Annotated in this window: 18 protein-coding genes; 9 read left to right on the plus strand and 9 right to left on the minus strand. The window is 62.7% G+C overall.

Annotated elements, in window-relative coordinates; all coding sequences use genetic code 11:
* Window positions 1-38 precede the first annotated feature (38 nt).
* Both bglA and Mame_RS06220 read left to right on the plus strand, forming a co-directional pair.
* Entirely contained in the window at window positions 39-1,694 is a 1,656-nt protein-coding gene (bglA, locus tag Mame_RS06215) for a beta-galactosidase BglA (RefSeq protein ID WP_018065166.1), read from the plus strand.
* 14 nt (window positions 1,695-1,708) lie between these two features.
* Complete coding sequence (locus Mame_RS06220; RefSeq protein ID WP_018065167.1) at window positions 1,709-2,806, plus strand: ABC transporter ATP-binding protein; 1,098 nt, start codon at window positions 1,709-1,711, stop codon at window positions 2,804-2,806.
* A 132-nt stretch (window positions 2,807-2,938) separates the two neighbouring features.
* Here Mame_RS06220 and Mame_RS06225 read toward each other — a convergent pair whose 3' ends face one another.
* The 6 genes from Mame_RS06225 to Mame_RS06250 all read right to left on the minus strand — a co-directional run bounded on the left by Mame_RS06225 (window position 2,939) and on the right by Mame_RS06250 (window position 10,874).
* On the minus strand, window positions 2,939-3,610 hold the full coding sequence (locus tag Mame_RS06225) for an outer membrane protein (protein WP_018065168.1): 672 nt from the start codon (window positions 3,608-3,610) through the stop codon (window positions 2,939-2,941).
* 271 nt (window positions 3,611-3,881) lie between these two features.
* Window positions 3,882-5,705, minus strand: a complete 1,824-nt coding sequence (edd, locus tag Mame_RS06230) for a phosphogluconate dehydratase (RefSeq protein WP_018065169.1) — start codon at window positions 5,703-5,705, stop codon at window positions 3,882-3,884.
* Between the two features lie 42 nt (window positions 5,706-5,747).
* Window positions 5,748-6,446 (minus strand): 6-phosphogluconolactonase, encoded by a 699-nt coding sequence (gene pgl, locus Mame_RS06235; RefSeq protein ID WP_018065170.1) that lies wholly within the window; start codon window positions 6,444-6,446, stop codon window positions 5,748-5,750.
* A gap of 11 nt (window positions 6,447-6,457) precedes the next feature.
* Complete coding sequence (gene zwf, locus Mame_RS06240) at window positions 6,458-7,930, minus strand: glucose-6-phosphate dehydrogenase (protein WP_026173537.1); 1,473 nt, start codon at window positions 7,928-7,930, stop codon at window positions 6,458-6,460.
* A 182-nt stretch (window positions 7,931-8,112) separates the two neighbouring features.
* A complete protein-coding gene (locus Mame_RS06245; RefSeq protein WP_018065172.1) occupies window positions 8,113-9,402 on the minus strand; it encodes an NAD(P)/FAD-dependent oxidoreductase in 1,290 nt (429 codons plus the stop codon).
* 35 nt (window positions 9,403-9,437) lie between these two features.
* Entirely contained in the window at window positions 9,438-10,874 is a 1,437-nt protein-coding gene (locus Mame_RS06250) for a glutamine synthetase family protein (RefSeq protein ID WP_412768648.1), read from the minus strand.
* A 138-nt stretch (window positions 10,875-11,012) separates the two neighbouring features.
* On the opposite strand from Mame_RS06250, the gene Mame_RS06255 reads away from it, so the two are divergent.
* Together Mame_RS06255 and Mame_RS06260 are read left to right on the plus strand one after the other, a co-directional pair.
* A complete protein-coding gene (locus Mame_RS06255) occupies window positions 11,013-12,191 on the plus strand; it encodes a BaiN/RdsA family NAD(P)/FAD-dependent oxidoreductase (protein ID WP_018065174.1) in 1,179 nt (392 codons plus the stop codon).
* Window positions 12,192-12,429: 238 nt separating this feature from the next.
* On the plus strand, window positions 12,430-13,299 hold the full coding sequence (locus Mame_RS06260; protein ID WP_026173539.1) for a LysR family transcriptional regulator: 870 nt from the start codon (window positions 12,430-12,432) through the stop codon (window positions 13,297-13,299).
* Window positions 13,300-13,304: 5 nt separating this feature from the next.
* On the opposite strand, the gene Mame_RS06265 is transcribed toward Mame_RS06260, so the two are convergent.
* Window positions 13,305-15,083, minus strand: a complete 1,779-nt coding sequence (locus Mame_RS06265; RefSeq protein ID WP_018065176.1) for an AsmA family protein — start codon at window positions 15,081-15,083, stop codon at window positions 13,305-13,307.
* Window positions 15,084-15,622: 539 nt separating this feature from the next.
* On the opposite strand from Mame_RS06265, the gene Mame_RS06270 reads away from it, so the two are divergent.
* The 5 genes from Mame_RS06270 (at window position 15,623) to Mame_RS06290 (ending at window position 19,544) form a co-directional block, all read left to right on the plus strand.
* On the plus strand, window positions 15,623-15,832 hold the full coding sequence (locus Mame_RS06270) for a cold-shock protein (protein ID WP_018065178.1): 210 nt from the start codon (window positions 15,623-15,625) through the stop codon (window positions 15,830-15,832).
* Between the two features lie 241 nt (window positions 15,833-16,073).
* On the plus strand, window positions 16,074-16,298 hold the full coding sequence (gene rpsU / locus Mame_RS06275) for a 30S ribosomal protein S21 (RefSeq protein ID WP_018065179.1): 225 nt from the start codon (window positions 16,074-16,076) through the stop codon (window positions 16,296-16,298).
* A 131-nt stretch (window positions 16,299-16,429) separates the two neighbouring features.
* A complete protein-coding gene (locus Mame_RS06280) occupies window positions 16,430-16,645 on the plus strand; it encodes a hypothetical protein (protein ID WP_026173540.1) in 216 nt (71 codons plus the stop codon).
* A 246-nt stretch (window positions 16,646-16,891) separates the two neighbouring features.
* Entirely contained in the window at window positions 16,892-17,914 is a 1,023-nt protein-coding gene (locus Mame_RS06285; RefSeq protein ID WP_026173541.1) for an LLM class flavin-dependent oxidoreductase, read from the plus strand.
* Window positions 17,915-18,122: 208 nt separating this feature from the next.
* A complete protein-coding gene (locus tag Mame_RS06290) occupies window positions 18,123-19,544 on the plus strand; it encodes an alanine/glycine:cation symporter family protein (protein WP_026173542.1) in 1,422 nt (473 codons plus the stop codon).
* 169 nt (window positions 19,545-19,713) lie between these two features.
* On the opposite strand, the gene hutU is transcribed toward Mame_RS06290, so the two are convergent.
* Window positions 19,714-21,390 (minus strand): urocanate hydratase, encoded by a 1,677-nt coding sequence (hutU, locus tag Mame_RS06295; protein ID WP_018065183.1) that lies wholly within the window; start codon window positions 21,388-21,390, stop codon window positions 19,714-19,716.
* 181 nt (window positions 21,391-21,571) lie between these two features.
* Entirely contained in the window at window positions 21,572-22,375 is an 804-nt protein-coding gene (gene hutG, locus Mame_RS06300; protein ID WP_018065184.1) for an N-formylglutamate deformylase, read from the minus strand.
* Between the last annotated feature and the right edge of the window lie 176 nt (window positions 22,376-22,551).

Below are 22,551 nucleotides of genomic sequence, written 5' to 3' on the forward strand. Positions count from 1 at the left end.
GATCCCCGACTGCGACACTGACAAGAAAAGACAAGAAAATGAACGATACCAATAACAAGGCCATCGACAAGGATTGGTGGCGCGGCGCCGTCATCTACCAGGTCTATCCGCGCTCGTTTCAGGATTCCAACGGCGATGGCGTCGGCGATATCCGCGGCATTGCCGAACGGCTGGATTATATCGCCGGCCTCGGGGCCGATGCGGTCTGGATCTCGCCGTTCTTCACCTCGCCGATGAAGGATTTCGGCTACGACGTGTCGAACTACAAGGACATCGACCCGATGTTCGGCACGCTCGCTGATTTCGACGCGATGATTGAGAAGGCCCATGAACTGGGCCTCAAGATCATGATCGACCTGGTGCTGTCGCACACCTCCGACCAGCATCCCTGGTTCGTCGAGAGCCGGTCGAGCCGCGATAATCCCCGCGCCGACTGGTATGTCTGGGCAGACGCCAAGCCGGATGGCGCGCCGCCCAACAATTGGCTGTCGATCTTCGGCGGCTCGGCCTGGCAGTGGGACAGCCGCCGCCTGCAATATTACATGCACAATTTCCTGGTCTCGCAGCCGGACCTCAATTTTCACAATTCCGAGGTTCAGGACGCACTGCTCGATGTCGCGCGCTTCTGGCTCGATCGCGGCGTTGACGGCTTCCGTCTCGACACGATCAATTTCTACTTCCACGACCAGCAACTGCGCGACAATCCAGCACTTGCGCCCGAGCGTCGCAACGACCAGACGGCGCCGGCGGTCAATCCCTATAACTATCAGGAACATCTCTACGACAAGAGCCGCCCGGAGAATCTCGCATTCCTGAAGCGGTTGCGCGCCGTGATGGAGGAATATCCGGCCGTTGCGGCCGTCGGCGAGGTTGGCGACAGCCAGCGCGGACTCGAGATCGTCGGCGAATACACCTCCGGCGGCGACAAGATGCAGATGTGCTATGCCTTCGAATTCCTGGCCCCGCAGCCGGTGACGCCGAAGCATGTGGTCAACTCGATCAACGCCTTCGATGCGGCCGCGCCCGAGGGCTGGGCCTGCTGGGCGTTCTCAAACCACGACGTGGTCCGCCATCTCAGCCGCTGGGGCGCGGGCATCGCGGACAAGGCGGCCTATGCCAAGATGCTGGCCTCGCTGCTGATGACGCTCAAGGGCTCGATCTGCCTCTATGAGGGCGAGGAACTGGGGCTGACCGAGGCCGACATCGCCTTCGAGGACCTGCAGGACCCCTATGGCATCGAGTTCTGGCCGGAATTCAAGGGCCGCGACGGCTGCCGCACGCCAATGGTCTGGCAGGCGGGCGCCGTCAATGCCGGCTTCTCCACGGCGGAGAAGACCTGGCTGCCGGTCTCGCCCGATCATGTGATGAAGGCGGTCGACGTTCAGCAGGGCGAGGACGGATCGGTGCTTGAGCACTATCGCCGCTTCCTGGCGCTGCGCAAAAGCCTGCCAGCGCTCGGTAGAGGCGGGATCGCGTTTCACAGGGCCGATGACGATGCGCTGTTGATCTTCACGCGCGACATCGAGGGCGAAAGCGTTCTTTGCGTGTTCAACATCTCGGCGGCTCCCGTGACGGCGCGTCTGCCGGATGGCGCATGGGACGGGCTTGAAGGAGCCGGCTTCTCGTGCGAGGCCGACGGCAATACGATAAAACTTCCTGCCTGGGGCGCATATTTCGCCCGCAAGGGCGCATAGGGAAAGGGGCGGTAATGACTGGTGTTACACTCAAGGATGTGAAGAAATCCTACGGCAATGTCGAAGTTCTTCACAAGATCGACCTGGACATCCAGCCGGGTGAGTTCGTCGTCTTTGTCGGTCCTTCCGGATGCGGCAAGTCGACGCTTCTCAGGATGATCGCCGGGCTGGAGGAAATCTCCGGCGGCACGATCGCGATCGAGGACCAGGTGGTCAATGACATTCCGCCCTCCAAGCGCGGCATCGCCATGGTGTTCCAGACCTATGCGCTCTATCCGCATATGTCGGTCTACGACAACATGGCCTTTGGCATGCGGATTGCCAAGGAGAGCAAGGAAGAGATCGACCGGCGCGTGCGGGCTGCCGCCGACATGCTGCAGATCACGCCCTATCTCGACCGTCTGCCGAAGGCGCTTTCGGGCGGACAGCGTCAGCGCGTGGCGATCGGCCGCGCCATCTGCCGCGATCCGAAGGTGTTCCTGTTCGATGAGCCGTTGTCGAACCTCGATGCCGCGTTGCGTGTGGCGACCCGCATCGAGATCGCCAAGCTCAACGAGAAGATGCCCGATACCACGATGATCTACGTGACCCACGACCAGGTCGAGGCGATGACGCTCGCCGACCGCATCGTGGTGCTCTCGGGCGGCTATATCGAACAGGTCGGCGCGCCGCTGGAGCTTTACGAACGGCCCGCAAACCTGTTCGTTGCCCAGTTCATCGGCTCGCCGGCCATGAACATCATGCCGGTCAAGATCACCCGTGCGGGTGAGACCACCGAGGTCGAGCTCAAGGACGGCAAGCGTTTCGAGGTGCCGGTCAAGACGCCGGAAAAGGATGTCGGCAAGAAGGCAAGTTTCGGCGTGCGGCCCGAGGATGTGCGCGAGGCCGCCGAGGGCGAGGACTTCCTGTTCGAGGGCAAGATCGCGATCATCGAGGCGCTGGGCGAGGTGACGCTGATCTATATCGAGGGCGACCTCATCGACGAGGACCCCATCATCGTCAAGCTTCCCGGCATCCACAAGGGCAAGCCCGGCGATGTGATGCGCTTCGTTGCCGACTCGGAAAGACTGCACCTCTTCGACGAAAGCGGCCACAGCTACCTTTACCGCTGATCGCATCCGCCGCCCCCACACAAAAAAAGCCCGCCAGGCATTCGCCGGCGGGCTTTTCTATATTCTTCGCCGCGGGAGGGGGGCACAGCGAAGAATGAATGGCGGACAGGGGGACGTCCGCCATTCGGGAGATCAGAACTTGTAACCGACGCGGGCCATGACGCGGTTGGACGTGTAGTCCTTCGCTTCGAAGCCGGTCAGAGCGCCGTCGAAGTCCTTCTTGCCGAAGTCGGTGTAGCGGTATTCCAGACCGGCAAAGACGTTGTTGCTCAGCGCGTAGTCGATACCGGCGCCGACGGTCCAGCCGTTGAAGGCCTGGTCCTGTTCGAGGCCATCAGCCTTGAGATAGCCGTTGGCAATCGCCCAGCCACCGGTTGCGTAGATCAGGGCGTTGTCGAACGCATAACCCAGACGGGCGCGAACGGAGCCTTCCCAGTCGGAACCAGCCTTGACGCTGTAGGGCAGGCCTACGTTGTAGTCCTGTTCGTTCCAGTTGTAGTCGAGCTCGCCTTCAACACCGAGAACGAGGTTGTTGTCGAACTGGTAGTTGTAGCCGGCGAAACCGCCGAGCTTGCCGCCGTTGAAGTCATCGCCGGAGCCGGCAACGCCGAGATAGTTGAGGTTGGCGCTCGCCCAGTCGTAACCACCGGTGCCACCGAGGTAGAAGCCGGTCCAGCTGAAGGTCTGGGGGATGACCTGCGGAGCGACATAGGGTTCGGCTGCCGGCGTCATGACCACGTCAGCGGCTTGGGCAGTGGCGCCCATGGCGACGAAAGCGGCGGAAGCGAGAAGAATCTTTTTCATTACTTTGTACTCCTTCGATGTGTTTCACCTGGCGTCTAGATAGGTGATTTAATCAATCGATCAAATTAACTTTGCACATCCCGCGCACTTGGTTGGGAGCTGTTGCTGGAATGTTACAGTGTCCCCTGCTCGATTGACCCTTGCCTTGGAAACGAAATAGGCCCGGGATTTGTTTCCCGAGCCGACGATTATTGGTGGCATATGTTTATTTCGTGGCAGCAAGGCGCACGAATTGAGGCAGCCAATCACGTAATGCGAATGGTCTTAACGATCACTCGAAAAACACGCTGGCGCCGTGATCGGCCGTGCCGACATGATGGCGGAACGGGGCGAACAGTTCCCGCCCCATGCCGTACTCATTGCCGGTGAGATCGGCTTCCGCAAGCGGGCGCGCATCGAACTCTTCCGCCGGCACCAGAACCTCCAGCGTCCCCGCCTCGGCATCGAGCCGCATCCGGTCGCCGGTGCGGATCTTCGCGATCGGCCCGCCGTCCTTTGCTTCCGGCGTCACGTGGATGGCGGCCGGCACCTTGCCGGAAGCCCCGGACATGCGCCCGTCGGTAACCAGCGCCACCTTGTAGCCGCGGTCCTGCAGCACGCCGAGCGGCGGGGTCAGGCGGTGAAGTTCCGGCATGCCGTTCGATTTCGGGCCCTGGAAGCGGACCACCGCGATGAAGTCGCGGTTGAGGTCGCCGGACTTGAAGGCCGTCTGCAGTTCCTGCTGGTCGTGGAACACGATCGCCGGCGCCTCGATCACCCGGCGCTCCGGCTTGACGGCGGAGATCTTGATCACCGCCTTGCCGATATTGCCGGCAAGCATCTTCAGCCCGCCATTGGGCTGGAACGGCTTGTCATGGGTGGTCAGCACCTTCGGGTCGGCGCTCGGCCCGTCGCCGATCGGCTCGCGGCGCACCGTGCCGTCATCGTTGAGCTTCACGTCGATCGCATAGGCCTCCATGCCCTCGCCGAACACGGTGCGGACATCGTCGTGCAGGAAGCCGGCGTTGAGAAGTTGGCGGATGAGATAGCCCATGCCGCCAGCGGCGTGAAAATGGTTCACGTCGGCAAGCCCGTTCGGATAGACGCGGGCGAGCAGCGGCACGATATCGGAGAGTTCGGAGATATCCTGCCAGGTGAGCTGGATGCCGGCGGCGCGCGCCATCGCCACAAGATGCATTGTGTGGTTGGTGGATCCGCCGGTGGCGTGCAGGCCGACCACGCCATTGACGATCGAGCGCTCGTCGATCATCTGGCCGACGGGCGTGAACTCGTTGCCGTCGACGGTGATCGCGAAGGCGCGCTTCACCGCCTCCTTTGTCAGCGCATCGCGCAGCGGCGTATTGGGGTTGATGAACGAGGCGCCCGGCATGTGCAGGCCCATCATCTCCATCAGCATCTGGTTGGAATTGGCGGTGCCGTAGAAGGTGCAGGTGCCGGGACCGTGATAGGATTTCGATTCCGATTCCAGCAGTTCCTTGCGCCCGACCTTGCCCTCCGCATAGAGCTGGCGGATGTGCGACTTCTCGTCATTGCCCTGGCCGGTGGTCATGGGACCCGCGGGAATGAAGATCGTCGGCAGATGGCCGAAGGTCAGCGCCGCGATCGTCAGGCCGGGGACGATCTTGTCGCAGACGCCGAGATAGACGGCGGCATCGAACATATTGTGCGACAGGCCGACCGCAGCCGACATTGCGATCAGATCGCGCGAAAACAGCGACAGCTCCATGCCGGGCTGGCCCTGGGTAACGCCGTCGCACATCGCCGGCACCCCGCCTGCGACCTGCGCCACGCCGCCGGCCTCGCGCGCGGCTTCGCGGATCAGCGCCGGATAGGTCTCGAACGGCTGATGGGCCGAGAGCATGTCGTTATAGGAAGTGATGATGCCGAGATTGGGGACGGTATCGCCCGAAAGCGCATCCTTCTCGGCGGGGGAACAGACCGCAAAGCCGTGCGCGAGGTTGCCGCAGGACAGAACGGAGCGGTGGACGCCCTTCGCGATCGCCTGGGAGACGCGATCGAGATAGGCTTCACGGGTTGGCTTGGACCGCTCGACGATGCGAGCGGTTATTTCTGCAATACGGGGATCGGCGGTCATGGGCTTTTCCTGTGCTTTGCGGAAGGCGCCCGGCAGAATGTGTCAGGGCGCCCAGTATATTTCCACGGGTGAGGAGGCGCGGGTGAGAACGGCGCGGATCGGCATTTCCGCCTCGTCATCGCCGGAGAGCGCCTTGTTCAGAACATCCTTCTTGGCCTCGCCTTCGATATGCAGCACCAGCAGGCCCGCATTTTCGAGGCTGGAGAAGGTGAAGGTCAGCCGGGCCTCGCCCGCCCCTTCGGCATGAATGGCCATCACGCCGGCGGGCGTCGCCTTGTCGAGCGCCTTTTCAAGCGTGTCGCCTCCCGGGAAGAACGAGGCCGTGTGGCCATCGGTTCCCATGCCCAGCACCACGACATCGAAGGGCAGGCTCGCGGCCGACACCTTGTTGGTCACGATATCGGCCGCTTCCTCTGCGGTTTCCACCTTCTGGTAGAGCGGGATGAAGCGGGCGCTGGCGGCCGGACCCTTCAGCAGGTTTTCCTTCACCAGAAGGTGGTTCGAGCGCGGATTGTCCTCCGGCACGAACCGCTCGTCGACCAGGGTGATGGTCACTTTTTCCCAGTCGATCGGCGCCGACGACAGCGCGCGGAAGAAGGCCTTTGGCGTCGACCCGCCGGAAACGGCGAGCGAGGCCATGCCCTTGTCGGCGATCGCGGCGGCAAGCTTGCTGGCGACGGCCGCGGAAAGGGCCGCGGCCAGATCAACGCCGTTTTCGAATGTGTGCATCGTCTCGGTCATCTCGCCCACCCTCACAGCGGTTCGTGCCAGGTGCGGCCGTCGCGCTCGATCAGCGCGATCGCCTTGGATGGGCCCCAGGTGCCGGCGGTATAGCCGTGAACCGGCTGGTTTGTTTCCTCCCAGGCCTTGAGGATCGGATCGCACCAGCGCCATGCCTCTTCCACCTCGTCGCGGCGCATGAACAGCGTCTGGTTGGCGCGCACCACGTCGAGCAGCAGGCGCTCATAGGCATCCGGGTTGCGGACGTCGAAGGCCTGGGCGAAGCTCATGTCGAGCGCGACCTGGCGCAGGCGCATGCCGCCGGGCCCGGGATCCTTGATCATTAGCCACTGCTTCACGCCCTCGTCCGGCTGCAGGCGCAGCACGAGCTGGTTGGCCGCGATCCGCCCGGCGCCGGGGCCGAAGATCGAATGCGGAATTTCCTTGAAGGTGATCACGACTTCCGAAAGCCGGCTGGCAAGCCGCTTGCCGGTGCGGATGTAGAAGGGCACGCCCGCCCAGCGCCAGTTTTCGATCTCGGCCTTGATCGCGACAAAGGTTTCGGTGTCGGATTCGCCGCCGAGCTCCTCGAGATAGCCCTTGACGGCGCCGCCCTTGGATGCGCCGGCGCGGTACTGGCCGCGAACGGTCATCGCGCTGGCGTTTTCCTCGGTAATCGGCTTCAGCGAGCGCAGCACTTTGAGCTTTTCGTCGCGAACGGCCTCGGACTCCATCGAAGAGGGCGTTTCCATCGCCACCATGCAGAGCACGTTGAGGATGTGGTTCTGCACCATGTCGCGCAGCGCGCCCGACTTGTCGTAATAGCCGGCGCGGCCCTCGAGCCCGACCTCCTCGCCGACCGTGATCTGGATATGGTCGATATGGTTGGCGTTCCACAGCGGCGCGTAGAGCATGTTGGCGAAACGCAGCGCCATCAGGTTCTGCACCGTTTCCTTGCCGAGATAGTGGTCGATGCGGAAGACCTGTTCCTCGTGGAAGGTCTTGGCGATCATGTTGTTGAGTTCCAGCGCGGAGGCGAGGTCGCGGCCGAGCGGCTTTTCAACGACGATGCGGGTCTGCTTGGTGATCAGCTTGTGGTCGCGAATGCCGTCGCAGATCGGGCCGAAGATCGAAGGGGCGACGGCCATGTAGAAGGCGCGCACCCGGTCCTTGCCGGGCTCCAGCATTTTCTTGAGCGCGTCCCAACCCTTGTTGGTGGTCGCGTCGACCGGCACATATTCGATCCGGGCGAGGAATTTCGCGACCTCGTCCTTGTCGTATTCGCCGTCCTTCAGGTGCTCCTTCAGCGCCTTGTCGGCATGCTCGCGGAACTGCTCCGAGGTCAGCTCGGAACGCGAGGCGCCGATGATGCGCGTCGGGTCGGTGAACTGTCCCGCAATCTGGCGGTGGTAGAGCGCGGGGAGAAGTTTGCGCTCGGTCAGGTCTCCGGTTGCGCCGAAGACAACATAGTCGAAGGGGTCGACGGGGATCATTTGACTGCTCATGGTCAGTCCTCTCAATCGTCAGCTGGTTGGCGGTGTTTTATCAAATCGATTTAAAAATGCCAGTCCGATTTCGAAAAAATCGGATATGGGCGAGAAAATGCAATCGGTCTTTCATCAGTCGGTCTCGGTCGTGAAGCGCTTGCGGGCCGGGCGCCGGTGCGCAAGCGCGAAAAAGAAATCAACTAGATCAGGTCGCGAAGCGCGAACCATGTGAGGGCGAGGAACAGCAAGGGCTTGCGCAGCCGCTCGCCGCCGGGGAAGGCGGGGATTTCGAGGTCGCGGTAAAGCCCGAGATCCTGCGAGCGCCCCGCGATCTCGTCGGCATAGAGCTTGCCGCAATAATTCGACAGCATGACGCCATGGCCGGAAAACCCGCCGATTGAGGTGACGCCCGGCATGATTTCGTCCACCAGCGGCCGGCGCGGGAGCGTAATGCCCACCGATCCGCCCCAGGCATGGGTGATGTCGATGTCGGCCAGTTGCGGATAGACCTGCACGATCTGGCGGTGGAGATGCTTGGAAACGTTCTTCGGATCATCGGCGGAATAGACCTCGCGCCCGCCGAACAGCAATTCTCCGGTCGGTGCCTTGCGAAAGTAGCGCACCACGAACCGGCTGTCATCGACCGATTCGCAGCCCGGCAATATCTTCAGCGCCTTGGGTAGACGGGTCGTTGCGGCGATGAAGGAGCGGATCGGCATGATCTTCGCCGCCGTTTTCGGCTCCAGATGCTCCTGAATATAGCCGTTGCAGGCGATCAGGGCCCGGTCGGCGGTAATCGTGCCACGTTCCGTCTCCACCGCGATCCTGCCGTCGGCGCGGTCGATGTTGAGCGCCTTGGTCATTTCGTACAGGCGCGCGCCGGCCTTTGCCGCCGCCTTCGCCGTGCCCGCCAGCAGTTTCAGCGGATGAATATGGCCAGTGCCGATATCGCGCAGTCCGCAGTAATAATGGCTGGAACCGAGCCGTTCCGCAGTCTCCTGTTTGCTCATGAAGGATAGATGCGGGTAGTCATAACGCTCCGCCAGCGCCTCGGCGTGATGGCGATAGGTGTATTCCATATTGCGCTTGTGGGCGACGGAAAGCTGGCCGGGCGTGAAGTCGATATCGATCTTCTGGGCGCGGGCGAAATCGAGCAGGTGGGACTTGGCATCCTCGGCCATGCGGAAAAACGCGAGCGAGCGCGCCTTGCCGAGCTTGTGCTCCATTTCTTCCGGCCACCAGTGCTGGCCGGTGCCGAGTTGGCCGCCATTGCGCCCCGATGCGCCATCGCCGAACCGGGCGGCGTCGACCAGCACCACGTCAACGCCGTCGGCCGCCAGTTGATAAGCCGCCTGAAGGCCGGTGAAGCCGCCGCCGACGATAATGACGTCCGCGCTGGTCGAGCCGTCAAGCTGCGGATAGGTCGGCCGCTCGGCAAGCGTTGCCTGATACCAGGAAAGGCCCGGCGCAATCGGGCTTTGCCATTTCATTCGCGAAGGCCTCCGTCATCCAGGGTCGGTTACTGTTACACGTGAAGGAGCAGAAATTCCCGTTCCCACGGGCTGATCACCTCCATGAAGGTCTCGAATTCGCCGCGCTTGATACCGGCGTAAAGGTCGATGAACTCGTGCGACAGCACGGGAACGAGCGCCGTTTCGGCCTCCATCAGCGCCAGCGCTTCCAGCAGGCCGCGCGGCAGGTCGACAATGCCCTCATTGGCGGTGTCGGCCGTGGGCGCGGAGGGGTCCGCAAGGTTCTCGATGCCGAGATAGCCGCAGGCGAGCGAGGCGGCAAGCGCCAGATAGGGGTTGGCGTCGGAGCTCGGCAAGCGGTTTTCCACGCGCCGCGAATCCGGATCGGAAACCGGGATGCGGAACGCGGTGGTGCGGTTGTCATAGCCCCAGGCGGTGTTGACCGGGCAGGCCATGTCGGGCGTCAGCCGGCGATAGGAATTCACGTAGGGCGCCATCATCACCAGCGTCGACGGCACATATTTCTGCATGCCGCCGATGAAGTGGAAGAATTCCGGCGAGGGCTCGCCGTTTTCCAGCGAGAACACGTTGCGGCCGGTCTCGATATCGATCAGCGACTGGTGGATATGCATCGCCGAGCCCGGCTGGCCCTGCATCGGCTTGGCCATGAAGGTGGCGAAGGTGCCGTGTTTGGTGGCGGCCTCGCGAATAGTGCGCTTGAAATAGAACACCTGGTCGGCAAGCTCCAGCGGATCGCCATGGCGGAGATTGATCTCGAGCTGGGCAGGGCCTTCCTCGTGGATGAGCGTATCGATCTCCAGCCCCTGCGCCTCGCAGAAGTGGTAGATGTCGTCGATCAGCTCGTCGAACTCGTTGATGCCGGCAATCGAATAGGCCTGACCGGCGACGATTGGGCGTCCGGAGCGGCCGACGGGCGGCACCAGCGGCAGGTCGGGATCGTCGTTCTTGGCCACCAGATAGAATTCGATCTCGGGCGCGACCACCGGACGCCAGCCCTTCTTCTCGTAAAGCTCGACCACGCGCTTCAGCACGTTGCGCGGCGTATAGGGCACCTCTTCGCCATCGGAGCCGACGACGTCGCAGATCACCTGCGCGGTCGGGTCGCTCTCCCAGGGCACCGTCGTCAGCGTCGACAGGTCCGGCACGAGCTTGAGATCGCTGTCGCGCGGCTCGTAGCGGAAGCTGCCGCTTTCATCCGGGTAGTCGCCCGAAATCGTGTGGCGGTAGAGCGCGGAGGGGAGCGCCAGCGAGGTGTTGGAGGTGAACTTCGAGGTCGGCATCATCTTGCCGCGCGGCACGCCGGCAAGGTCCGGCGTGATGCATTCGATATCCTCGATGCCGCGCGCCTTCAGCCAGCGTGCTGCATCCTTCCAGTCCGCGACGCCGCGCGCGGAGGCGGGCGAGGACAGCACGGTCGGCTTCTTCGCCCGTTTGATTCTGCTGCTTTGGGTTTTGCTTGCGGCTTTCATGGAGATTTTTTTGGCTGGCATTTTTCTCGCCGGTTGTCATTGCGGTTTGCTGTATCATAAACACCCCTGACGCGTTGGCGAGGGGGCAAGTTGAGTTTCTGCTTCCAGGCCCGATGTCGCGTTGGGGATAACACGCGCATGAAAGATTATGATGTCATTGTCGTGGGGGCCGGGGCTGCCGGGCTGATGTGCGCGGCGCGCGCCGGCAAGCGCGGCCGCCGCGTGCTGCTGATCGACCATGCGAAAAAGCCCGGCGAGAAGATTCGGGTCTCCGGCGGCGGACGCTGCAACTTCACCAATATTCATGCCGGTCCGCGTAATTTCATCTCCGAAAACCCGCATTTCGCCAAATCCGCGCTGGCGCGCTACACCCCGCGCGATTTTCTCGATCTGGTCGAGAGCCACGGTATCGCCTGGCACGAGAAGACGCTGGGCCAGCTCTTCTGCGACGGATCGGCGCGCGAGATCATCGCCATGCTGATGGAAGAATGCGCCAAAGGCGGCATCACGGTCGCGCTCGAAACCGCCGCCAGCGACATTGCCCGCGTCGGCGAGCGGTTCACGATGCGGCTGAACGGCGAAACGGCATCATGCGCCGCGCTGGTGATCGCGACCGGCGGCAAGTCGATCCCTAAAATGGGAGCGACCGGCTTCGCCTATGATGTCGCCGCGGGTTTCGGGATTCCGGTGGTGGAGCCGCGGCCCGGCCTGGTGCCGTTCACGCTCGATCCGGCTTTGCAGGCGGAGTTGCAGCCGCTTTCGGGCATCGGCGTCGACAGCGCGGTCGGCTGCGGCAAGACCGCCTTTCGCGAGGCGATGCTGATCACCCATCGCGGACTTTCCGGCCCAGCCATCCTCCAGATTTCCTCCTATTGGAGGCCCGGGCAGGAAATCGCGGTACGCATGCTGCCCGACATCGATCTCGCGGACGCACTTATCAAGGCCAAGCGCGAGAACGGCCGGCAAAGCGCCGTCACCGCGCTTTCCAATCACTTGCCGAAGCGGCTGGCACAGTATTTCGCGGAGAAAGCCGGCCCCGCCGGGCCTCTGGCGGATACGGCGGACAAGGCGCTCGGCACGCTTGCCCGCGCCGTTCAGGACTGGCGGGTGAAGCCGGCGGGCACGGAAGGCTACCGCACCGCCGAGGTGACGCTCGGCGGGATCGACACCAATGCGCTGTCATCCGCCACGATGGAGGCGCGGTCCGTGCCGGGGCTCTATTTCATCGGCGAATGCGTCGACGTTACCGGCTGGCTTGGCGGTTACAATTTCCAGTGGGCATGGGCCTCGGGCGTCGCCGCCGGCGACGTTGTGTGACGCGAAGGCCCTCTCCAACACGCTTCGCCAGCGAAGCCAGAAAATACCATGATTTCGGCAGTGGATTGGCGAAGGCGCGGTAATAATCGTCTTCCGGCACGTCGCGCCAGTTGACGTCGTCCGTGAGTTTTGGCGGGCGTCGGGTCATTGCGATGTCTCCTTTGTCGTGAGCCATCGCCTCTATTAAGCGCAAAAATTATCGTTTGATACCGGCCGAAATGAGGGCTATTTTTCATCCATGAAAAATGCCCCATGGTCTCATTATCAAATGTTTCTGCTGGTTGTCCGCCATGGCGGGCTCACCGGCGCTTCCGAGGAAAGCGCGCTGAGCCCGGCGACCGTTGGTCGCCATATGCTCGACCTCGAGCAGCGGCTCGGCAGGACGCTTTTTGCCCGAAGCCCGCGCGGTTACAGCCTGACGCCGGACGGGGAAACGCTGCATGCGATGCTGAAGGATGCCGAAGGCAGGTTGCGCCGGGTCGAGGATTGGGGCGGCGAGACGGCGGCCCCGACGCTGGTGCGCCTCGGCATCGGCACCTGGAACGCCTTTCTTGTGAGCCAGCACATTAATGAAATCCGCGCGCCCGGCGATCCCGTCCGCCTCGAATTCCTCGTCGGCGAGCAGCGCGCGAGCCTTGCCCACCGGGAAAATCATATCGGCATCCGCGCCTTCCGGCCGGAGGAGATAAATCTTGCCGCCCGGCGCGTCTGTCCCGCCGCCTATGCCCCTTTCAGGGCGCGGAACGCGACGGTCGCGGAGCAATGGATCGCGGTCACGCGCGAAGCCGCGATTTCGCGTTACCTCACCTGGCCCCACACGCACAACGCCAACGCCATCATCATGACGGCAAGCCGGCCACGCTCCATGCTCGATCTGGTGGAAGCCGGCGCCGGCATCGCCGTCCTGCCGTGCTTCATCGGCGACGCCAACCAGCGTCTCACCCGCGCGGGTCCGGTGATCGATGAACTCACCCACGACCAGTGGCTTGTCCTTCATGACGACGATCGCCGTCAGCGCGATATCCGTCAGGTCGCCGACCGGCTGTTCCGGTTCATGAAGGCGCGGGCGGAGCTCTACGCCGGCAGACGCGCGGGAACGGACGCCTGAAGGGGCTAGTCGGATGCTGTCCCGGCGGGGATCTCTGTGACGCGCGCGAAGGCGGCCAGCGCATTGCCGCTGATATCGAGCGCGATTCCCGGCGCATTACCGCTCTTCGGCGTCGCCGTCAGCTTTGCCTCAAGCTGGCCGGTGGCGGTATCGACCTGTCCCTCGATCGTGACCTGCCGGTTCTCGCCTTCGATGGTGACGCCGTCGAGCGTCAGGATGGTGCCGTCGAGACTGCCCCGGCCCTTGATCGACTGGAAGGCATAGGGCGCCTGTTTCAGCGGAGAAAATGCAAAGGCGTTGCTGTTTTCCGCGGTTGCCAGGATCGCGTTGAGGTCAAGCCAGGTCAACTGGCCGGAACCGGCCGCAAAACGGAAATTGCCCGACAGGCCGTCCTTGGCGTTCCGCTCCAGCGGCAAATTCGCCTGGTAGACCAGTTCAAGGGTGAGTGCGTCGCTTTCCAGCGGAACGCTGATCCCGAGCTGGCGGAAAAGAGGGCTCGATCTGACGTTTTCGGCATTCAGTCGCACTTTGGCGGTGCCGGCATTTTGCACGGCGACATGGGCGAACAATGAACCATTGTCGAGCCTGCTGTCGGCAATATCGAAACTGGTCTGCTCGCTGGTGCGGATGATGCTGGCGGCGACATCGGAAAGAGTGATGTCGGCAAGCCGCACGGTGCCGGCCGAGACCCGCAGATCGAGATCGGAGAGCGGCTCGCTGGACCCGTCATCCGAACCATCCGCCATCGTATCGATCCATGATGGCAGCGAGGACTGTGCATCGAACAGCGCGATATCGGTGAACGCCATGGTCGCGGAAATCCTGGCGGGCTCATCGGGCGTCTTCATGACAATATCGAGAGCGCCGCTCGCCTTGGAATCACCGATCGCCAGTTCCACCGGCGAGAACCGCAGGGATGCTCCACTGCGCGCGACCTGGCCTTTCAGCGATGCCTTTCCGACGGTGCTGAGAAGCCGGGTCTCGACGCCGAGCCGGGTCATCAGATTCTGCAGGTCGGCGGTCGAAAGGGAGAAGCTGCCATTCAGGAAATAGGGCCGCCTGCCGGATGCCGTGCCCTGATAGCTCACCGAGGCAAGGGCGTTGGAAAGCGTGAGATCAACCGTGGAGGAGCCGCCGGCAAACATCGTGACCGGTTTGGCGGTCCTGAGCGCGATCTCGGTCGGCTCGCCGCCGATCTCGGCCGATCCCGTGAACCGGGCGGCGCCATCCAGTTCTTCCCAGTCCAGTTCTCCGGTGACCGCTTTCACGATCCGCGGATCGCCATCGCCGTCACCATCGCCCTTGCCGGCAATGGCGATGGTGCTGTCGATCAGCCGCAATTCCCCCGGCCCCTTGCCGTCAATGCCGTCGGCCTCGCCATCCTGAATGGCCGCGACCGCCATCGCCAGCCTGTTCGCCGGCGCGGCGCCCGGAACGCCGGCATCTTCCAGCACGATGACGGCCTTGTCGAATGTCAGGTCGGAGAAGGCGGGGCTGCCGGAAAGCGCGCCGAAAATACCGAAATCGGCCGTCAACTCGGCCGCGTTGCCATAGACCAGAAGTCCGCCGCCGCTCGGGCGGGCGATCGCGGCGCCATGCGCGGTGATCTTGGGACGGGGCCAGTAGGAAATCTCCGGCGTGCCTGCAACTGTGGCCTGCGCTCCAAGCCAATCCGAAAGCTCTCTCTCCAGCGCATCGCCCATGGACGCGGGCGAGACGATGGTGGGCACGAGGTGATAGGCAGCCACAGCAAGAAGAATACCGCCCGCCAGCGCGTAGCGCACCCACCGTCTGCGGACCAGTCGGCGGGGCCGTTCCGAAAAAAGCGCGGTTGGCGATGGAATTCTCATGAGATAAGGCCTGTATCTGCACACTCCCGTCCCGGCGATAACCGAAAATTACTAATGGCACAATAATGGGTTGTTTTTTGCGCACCGGCAGAGGCTGGTCGAATGACCGTTGTTTGCCGGTATTCAAAGCAAGGTCCATTGGCACAGAAACCTTGCCTCGCCGGCTTCCAGCGCTACAAGGAGGCGCGAGCAGATCTATTGGCGCTGGATCTTCGTGCCGAATTCCACGCCCTGAGGGCCTGGCTCGACGCCGCTATTCCTGTTGTTTTTCAGGGTGTCGGGGCCCCGTTCCGACCGCGCCGGCTGGTTTAATTTGCCCCCAACCGTTGCAATCGGCGGTGCAGGGGCCTATATCAACCCCATCGACCATTGCTTGTGACGTTGTCCGGGGCTGATTGCCCTACCGATTTCCTCTCAAAATCGATCTCTTTCGCGAATACCCGCGAAGGAAACACCAATGAAGGGAAATCACTATGTCAACCGGAACAGTAAAATGGTTCAATGCTGCCAAGGGTTTTGGCTTTATCCAGCCCGATGACGGCAGCACGGACGTTTTCGTTCATATTTCTGCCGTTGAGCGTGCAGGCATGCAGTCGCTCAATGACGGTCAGAAATTGAGCTATGAAGTCGTTCGCGACAACCGCTCTGGAAAGAGCGCGGCCGACAATCTTCAGGCTGCTTGATCTTATTGCCCCTGGTTGACCACGGATGAACTGGCAACCGTTTCGGGAATTGGCGGATATCGCCCTATTTCAAGCCGCAGATAATTGTCATTCGCTGTCGCTGACCACGGATGTACTGGCAGTGACTGGGAAGAGGTCGGGTTAATCCCGGCCTTTTTGTTTTCATGTTGCCGCCCGTGCGCGCTGATGCGCCGCATGGCCGGGAACGTGGAAGAAACATAAACCAATCAAGGAGGTTTTCTTGCAGGTACTGGTAAGAGATAACAATGTCGATCAGGCGCTTCGCGTCCTGAAGAAGAAAATGCAGCGTGAAGGCATCTTTCGCGAGATGCGGGCGCGGCGATCTTACGAGAAGCCTTCGGAAAAGCGCAACCGCGAAGCGGGCGAGGCGGTTCGCCGTCTGCGTAAGCTGAAAAGAAAGCAGATGCAGCGCGAAGGTCTCCTTCCGTCGCGCAAGAAGGGCTAAAGCGCGTTCGCCAAGAGTGGAATCTGTCTTCCGTCCGGACGCGCGTGAGAACAAACAGACAGAGCGGGACCGTATTTTTCGTGAAAGGCGGACCTCTCCAGCGCCTACGCCGTCCGATCAGGGAGACTGCCATGACTACGACAAAAGATCAGTTGTTCAAGCCCGGCCGGGTTTCTGCCACGGACAAGCTGGCAACCACCGACAAGGTGGCGCGCGAGATTATTGCCGAAGAGGCAACCCGGCTTGTCACCAAGACGGAGCGTTTGCGCCGCCTGCGTATCGAGCGGGAAGCGGCTGCTCCGGAAGAAAAGCCCAAGAAAGCCCGGGCCAAAAAGGCCGCGAAGTAGGGCCTGCTCCGGTATCGACGCGTCGGCATGACCGGCCCATCTTTCGTCCCCGCCAGTTGATGCCGGGTGACGGAGTGATTTTTGAAAATGCGACGACCCGTCACATGGCGGGTCGTTTTGCGTTTGGGCCTTGTTTGCCGAAAACGCTGTGTTCATCGAATGACGCATTGTTCTTGCCGGGCGCGGACGACATCTATCGTAAAACGCCCGCAAGCGAGGCGTGACCATGTCGGAGATATGCAGACTATGAAGAAAATAGGATTTTTGTCCTTCGGGCACTGGACGCCGTCGCCGCAATCGGCGACCCGCTCCGCCGCCGACGTGCTGTCGCAGTCGATCGACCTTGCGGTGGCGGCCGAGGAACTGGGGGCGGACGGCGCCTATTTCCGGGTGCATCACTTCGCCCGGCAATTGTCCTCGCCGTTTCCGCTGCTGGCGGCGATCGGCGCAAGGACCAGCCGGATCGAGATCGGAACCGGCGTGATCGACATGCGCTATGAAAACCCGCTCTACATGGTCGAGGATGCCGGCTCCGCCGATCTGATCTCCGGCGGGCGGCTGCAGCTTGGCATTTCGCGCGGTTCGCCCGAGCAGGTCATCGAAGGCTGGCGCTATTTCGGCTACCAGCCCGGCGAGGGCGAGGACGATGCCGCCATGGCGCGGCGTCATACGGAGGTGTTCCTTGACCAGCTTGAAGGCAAGGGTTTTGCCGAGCCCAATCCGCGCCCGATGTTTCCCAACCCGCCCGGCCTGTTGCGGCTGGAACCGCATTCGGAAGGGCTGAGAAAGCGCATCTGGTGGGGCTCGGCCACCAACGCAACGGCTGAATGGGCAGCGAAGCTTGGCATGAACCTGCAGAGCTCGACGCTGAAATTCGACGAGACCGGCGAGCCGCTTCACCGGCAGCAGGCCGACCAGATCCGCGCGTACCGCGCCGCCTGGAAGGAGGCCGGTCACGACTGGACGCCGCGGGTTTCGGTCAGCCGTTCGATCTTCGCGCTCACCACGGATATGGACCGGGCCTATTTCGGCCGCGGCGGCAACGAGCAGGATTCGATCGGCTATATCGATGAAAAGACCCGCGCGGTGTTCGGCCGTTCCTATGCCGCCGAGCCGGACCGGTTGATCGAGCAGCTGAAGGGCGACGAGGCGATTGCCGAGGCCGACACGCTTCTGCTCACCGTGCCCAACCAGCTTGGCGTTGCCTATAACGCCCATGTCATCGAGGCGATCCTGAAACATGTCGCGCCGGGCCTCGGCTGGCGCTGACGCCTTTTCGGAGGCAGCGGGCGTTTCGTCCCGCCGCCTCCGAATTGACAGATGACAAGTGAGAACCTGCTTGCCCCGTGGCGCGTTCGCGCATACGCTTTCCCCAAGCAAAGCAAAAACAACGGACCATGCCGGTCCGTTCGGGTGGGGACCCTGAGCATCGATGCGCGTAGGCGCGGCATGCATTTGCGACAAAAGGGGACTGGCAGTGCAGTTTTTCGATACGATTTTCAATTACATCAATGATCTGACCTGGGGCTGGGCGCTGGTGCCGTTCCTGGTCGTGATCGGCGTGTTCTTCACGGCGGCGAGCGGATTCGTCCAGTTCCGCTTCTTCAAGCGCATGTTCGGCGTTTTGTGGGGCGACGAGGATGGCGATCCCTCCAAGATCAGTGCCCGCGAGGCGCTGTTCGTTTCGGTGGGCGGGCGCGTCGGCGGCGGCAATATCGCCGGCGTGGCGGTCGCGATCACGGCCGGCGGGCCGGGCGCGGTGTTCTGGATGTGGGCGATCGCCCTTGTCGGCATGTGCTCGGGCCTGGTCGAGGCGACGCTCGCCCAGGCCTATAAACGCACCGAACCGAACGGCGATTACCGCGGCGGCCCGGCGCAGGCCATTATCCACGGACTTGGCGAAAACTATCGCTGGCTGGCGCTGATCTACGCGGTCTGCCTGATCGCGGCCTTCGCGATCGGCTTCAATGCCTTTCAGGGCAACACCGTTGCGGGGGCCGAGGCAGATAGCCTCGGCATTCCGCGCTATGTCACCGGCATCGTGCTGGCGGCCGCCACCGGCTTCATCGTTTTCGGCGGCATTCATCGCATTGCCAAGGTTTCCGATGTCATCATCCCGATCATGGCCTTCGGCTATATCGGCATGGCGCTGGTGGTCATGCTCATCAACATCACCGCCCTTCCGGCGGTGCTGTGGGATATCGTCGCCAATGCGCTCGGCATTCGCGAGGCGGTGGCCGGCGGCATCGGCGCGGCGGTCTCCAACGGTCTCAGGCGTGGATTGTTTTCCAATGAGGCGGGGCTGGGCTCGGCGCCCAATGTCGCCGCCACTGCCTATGTCCGCCATCCGGTGAGCCAGGGCATCACCCAGAGCTTCTCGGTGTTCATCGACACGATGATCATCTGTTCCTGCACCGCCTTCGTGATCCTGCTTGGCGATGTCTATCAGCCGGGCCAGGAAGGGGTCGATGGCGTGATCCTGACCCAGCAGAGCATTGTCGACCATCTCGGCGCCTGGGCGCAGTATTATCTCACCGCTGCGATCTTCCTGTTCTCGTTCTCGTCGATCATCTACAACTACTATCTCGGCGAGAACGCGTTGGATTTCATGACCGACAAGCCGAGCGCGCTGCAGATTCTCAGGGTCGTTATCATCGCGATCGTGTTTATCGGCGCGGTCGCGCCGGGGGCGACGGCGGTGTTCAACTTCTCCGACCCGATGATGGGCATCCTTGCGGTCGTCAACCTCCTGGCGCTGATGATGCTGTTCCCGATCGCGCTCCGGCTGATCAACGATTTCCGCGGCCAGCTCGCCGCGGGCATCAAACGGCCGGTGTTCGATCCGAAGAAGTTCCCGGATCTCGACACCGACCCGACGGCCTGGCCCGACGCGAAGTGATGTGGGAGCGGTGCTGACGGTCTTTCCGGCTTCGGCCGAGGTCGTAAGGACCGGTGCAATGCGGGGAGACTCTATGCGATAGCCCTGCCCTCGCCCCGCAGGGGAGAGGGCGGTGCGGATGCGCCGGGTGAGGGGCGGAACCCCGGCGCTTCTTGTTCTCTCGGACCGATCAGTTGCCGAGAATGCCCGGTAGCCTGAGCCCCATCTTCTTGGCGTGATCGATGGCGATGTCGTAGCCCGCATCCGCATGGCGCATGACGCCCGTGGCCGGGTCGTTCCAGAGCACGCGGCCGATGCGGCGGGCGGCATCATCGGTCCCGTCGCAGCAGATCACCATGCCGGCATGCTGGGAGAAGCCCATGCCGACGCCGCCGCCATGATGCAGCGACACCCAGGTGGCGCCCGAGGCGGTGTTGAGCAGCGCGTTGAGCAGCGGCCAGTCGGAAACCGCGTCGGAACCGTCCTGCATCGCTTCGGTCTCGCGGTTCGGCGAGGCGACCGAGCCGCTGTCGAGATGGTCGCGGCCGATCACGATCGGGGCCTTGAGCTCGCCGTTCTTGACCATTTCGTTGAAGGCGAGGCCGAGGCGGTGGCGATCGCCGAGCCCGACCCAGCAGATGCGCGCCGGCAGGCCCTGGAAATGAATGCGCTCGCGCGCCATGTCGAGCCAGTTGTGCAGGTGCGCATTGTCCGGCAGCAGCTCTTTCACCTTGGCATCAGTCTTGTAGATGTCCTCCGGATCGCCGGAAAGGGCAGCCCAGCGGAACGGGCCGATGCCCCTGCAGAACAGCGGGCGGATATAGGCGGGCACGAAGCCCGGAAAATCGAAGGCGCGTTCGCAGCCCTCTTCCTTGGCCATCTGGCGGATATTGTTGCCGTAATCGACCGTCGGAATACCCATGTCGTGGAAGGCAAGCATGGCCTCCACATGGGTGCGCATCGAGGCCCGCGCCGCCTTTTCGACAGCCTTCGGATCACGCTCTGCCTTGTCGCGCCATTCGCCGAGGCTCCAGCCGGCGGGGAGATAACCATTGACCGGGTCGTGGGCCGATGTCTGGTCGGTGACGATGTCGGGACGGACACCGCGCTTCACGAGTTCGGGCAGGATTTCCGCCGTGTTGCCGAGAAGACCGACGGATTTCGCCTCGCCCGCCTTGGTCCAGGCGTCGATCATCGCGAGCGCCTCGTCCAGCGTCTCGGCCTTTTCATCGACATAGCCGGTGCGGATGCGGAAATCGATGCGGGTCGGATCGCATTCGACGGCAAGGCAACAGGCGCCGGCCATGACGGCGGCCAGCGGTTGCGCGCCGCCCATTCCGCCGAGACCGCCGGTGAGTATCCACTTGCCCTTGAGGTCACCATTATAGTGCTGGCGGCCGGCCTCCACGAAGGTCTCGTAGGTGCCCTGTACGATGCCCTGCGCGCCGATATAGATCCACGACCCGGCCGTCATCTGTCCGTACATCATCAGGCCCTTCTTATCGAGCTCGTGGAAGTGATCCCAGTTGGCCCAATGCGGCACGAGGTTGGAATTAGCGATCAGCACGCGCGGCGCATCCGCATGGGTGCGGAACACGCCGACCGGCTTGCCCGACTGCACCAGCAGCGTCTCGTCCTCTTCCAGCGTCTTCAGCGTCTCGACGATCCTGTCGAAATCGGCCCAGGTGCGGGCCGCGCGGCCGATGCCGCCATAGACGACCAGTTCATGCGGCTTTTCGGCGACATCGGGATCGAGATTGTTCATCAGCATCCGGAGCGGCGCTTCGGTGAGCCAGCTCTTGGCGTTGAGTTCCGTACCGGTCGGGGCGTGGATTTCGCGGGCATTGTGTCGCGGGTTGTCGGTCATCGTGTCCCTCATTGCTTGTCGTTGCTGGGCCCCTTGCAGCAGCGCTTCCTCCCCACTGGGTCATCCTCGTGCCTAACCGAGGATCCATAACGAAGACCGTATGGACGCCAGGGTCTGGTCCGGGCATGACGCAGAACAGAAGGACAGGCTGCACCCGAAGCCCCTTCATTCGAGATCGTGTCTACATGCGTGCGGAAAACGACAGGCGTTCGATCCGCTCGAGAATATCCTGCAAATGGCTTCGCAGCTTTTCCGCCTTGGCCTCGTCAAAGGCAAAGGGCGGAGCTTCAGTTTTCAGATGGGTCGATTGCGCCAGTTCCATCTGGATGGCGTGAACGCCGGTTTCGGGTTTTCCGTAATGCCGCGTCGTCCAGCCACCCTTGAAGCGACCATTGACGGCATGGTCATAGCCGGGCGCCAGCGAAACGACGCTTTCCACGGCTGCTTCAAACTCCGGCGCGCAGGTGACGCCGAGATTGGTGCCGATATTGAAATCCGGCAGCTTGCCTGCAAACAGGAAGGGAATGTGCGAGCGGATCGAGTGGCAATCGTAAAGAATGGCGATTCCATGCTCGGCCTTCACACGCGCGATTTCCGCGGCAAGCGCCGCGTGATAGGGCGCGTGATAGGCTTCGATGCGTGCCGCGATATCGGCTTCCGTCGGCTCTTCGCCATCTTTCCAAATAGGCTTGCCGTCGAAATCCGTCTCGGGGATCAGGCCGGTGGTGTTCTGGCCGGGATAGAGACTCGCGCCCGACGGATCGCGATTGGCGTCGATGACATAGCGATGGAAGGTCGCCTTCACCGTTGTCGCATCGGCAAGCAAGCCGTCATAGAGCCGGTCGACATGCCAGTCGGTATCGGCGAGCAGGCTGCCATTGTCGTTGAGCCGCGCCTGGATCTCCGGCGGCACGAAGGTGCCGGTGTGCGGAAAACCGAGAATGACGGGGGACGAGCCCTGTTTGACAATAACGGGATCGGTCATGGGAAAATATTCCTCTGTCTGGAGTTTCGGCCAACGCCGCTTGCCCTCATCCGGCCTTCGGCCACCTTCTCCCCAAGGGGAGAAGGGGACGCCGGCGACGCCCTGCCTGTCCGCCTAGGCCGGCGATGGCTGCTTCGCTCCCCCTCGCCCCGCAGGGGAGAGGGTGGCGCGGATGC

This window comes from Martelella mediterranea DSM 17316, from assembly GCF_002043005.1.
In the GTDB taxonomy this organism is placed as follows: domain Bacteria; phylum Pseudomonadota; class Alphaproteobacteria; order Rhizobiales; family Rhizobiaceae; genus Martelella; species Martelella mediterranea.

What these genes read in the sequence shown, in the direction of transcription:
- bglA (WP_018065166.1), top strand. Translation starts at nt 39, where the DNA reads ATGAACGATACCAATAACAAGGCCATCGACAAGGATTGGTGGCGCGGC.
- Mame_RS06220 (WP_018065167.1), top strand. Translation starts at nt 1,709, where the DNA reads ATGACTGGTGTTACACTCAAGGATGTGAAGAAATCCTACGGCAATGTC.
- Mame_RS06225 (WP_018065168.1), bottom strand. Translation starts at nt 3,610, where the DNA reads ATGAAAAAGATTCTTCTCGCTTCCGCCGCTTTCGTCGCCATGGGCGCC.
- edd (WP_018065169.1), bottom strand. Translation starts at nt 5,705, where the DNA reads ATGACCGCCGATCCCCGTATTGCAGAAATAACCGCTCGCATCGTCGAG.
- pgl (WP_018065170.1), bottom strand. Translation starts at nt 6,446, where the DNA reads ATGACCGAGACGATGCACACATTCGAAAACGGCGTTGATCTGGCCGCG.
- zwf (WP_026173537.1), bottom strand. Translation starts at nt 7,930, where the DNA reads ATGAGCAGTCAAATGATCCCCGTCGACCCCTTCGACTATGTTGTCTTC.
- Mame_RS06245 (WP_018065172.1), bottom strand. Translation starts at nt 9,402, where the DNA reads ATGAAATGGCAAAGCCCGATTGCGCCGGGCCTTTCCTGGTATCAGGCA.
- Mame_RS06250 (WP_412768648.1), bottom strand. Translation starts at nt 10,874, where the DNA reads ATGAAAGCCGCAAGCAAAACCCAAAGCAGCAGAATCAAACGGGCGAAG.
- Mame_RS06255 (WP_018065174.1), top strand. Translation starts at nt 11,013, where the DNA reads ATGAAAGATTATGATGTCATTGTCGTGGGGGCCGGGGCTGCCGGGCTG.
- Mame_RS06260 (WP_026173539.1), top strand. Translation starts at nt 12,430, where the DNA reads ATGAAAAATGCCCCATGGTCTCATTATCAAATGTTTCTGCTGGTTGTC.
- Mame_RS06270 (WP_018065178.1), top strand. Translation starts at nt 15,623, where the DNA reads ATGTCAACCGGAACAGTAAAATGGTTCAATGCTGCCAAGGGTTTTGGC.
- Mame_RS06280 (WP_026173540.1), top strand. Translation starts at nt 16,430, where the DNA reads ATGACTACGACAAAAGATCAGTTGTTCAAGCCCGGCCGGGTTTCTGCC.
- Mame_RS06285 (WP_026173541.1), top strand. Translation starts at nt 16,892, where the DNA reads ATGAAGAAAATAGGATTTTTGTCCTTCGGGCACTGGACGCCGTCGCCG.
- hutU (WP_018065183.1), bottom strand. Translation starts at nt 21,390, where the DNA reads ATGACCGACAACCCGCGACACAATGCCCGCGAAATCCACGCCCCGACC.
- hutG (WP_018065184.1), bottom strand. Translation starts at nt 22,375, where the DNA reads ATGACCGATCCCGTTATTGTCAAACAGGGCTCGTCCCCCGTCATTCTC.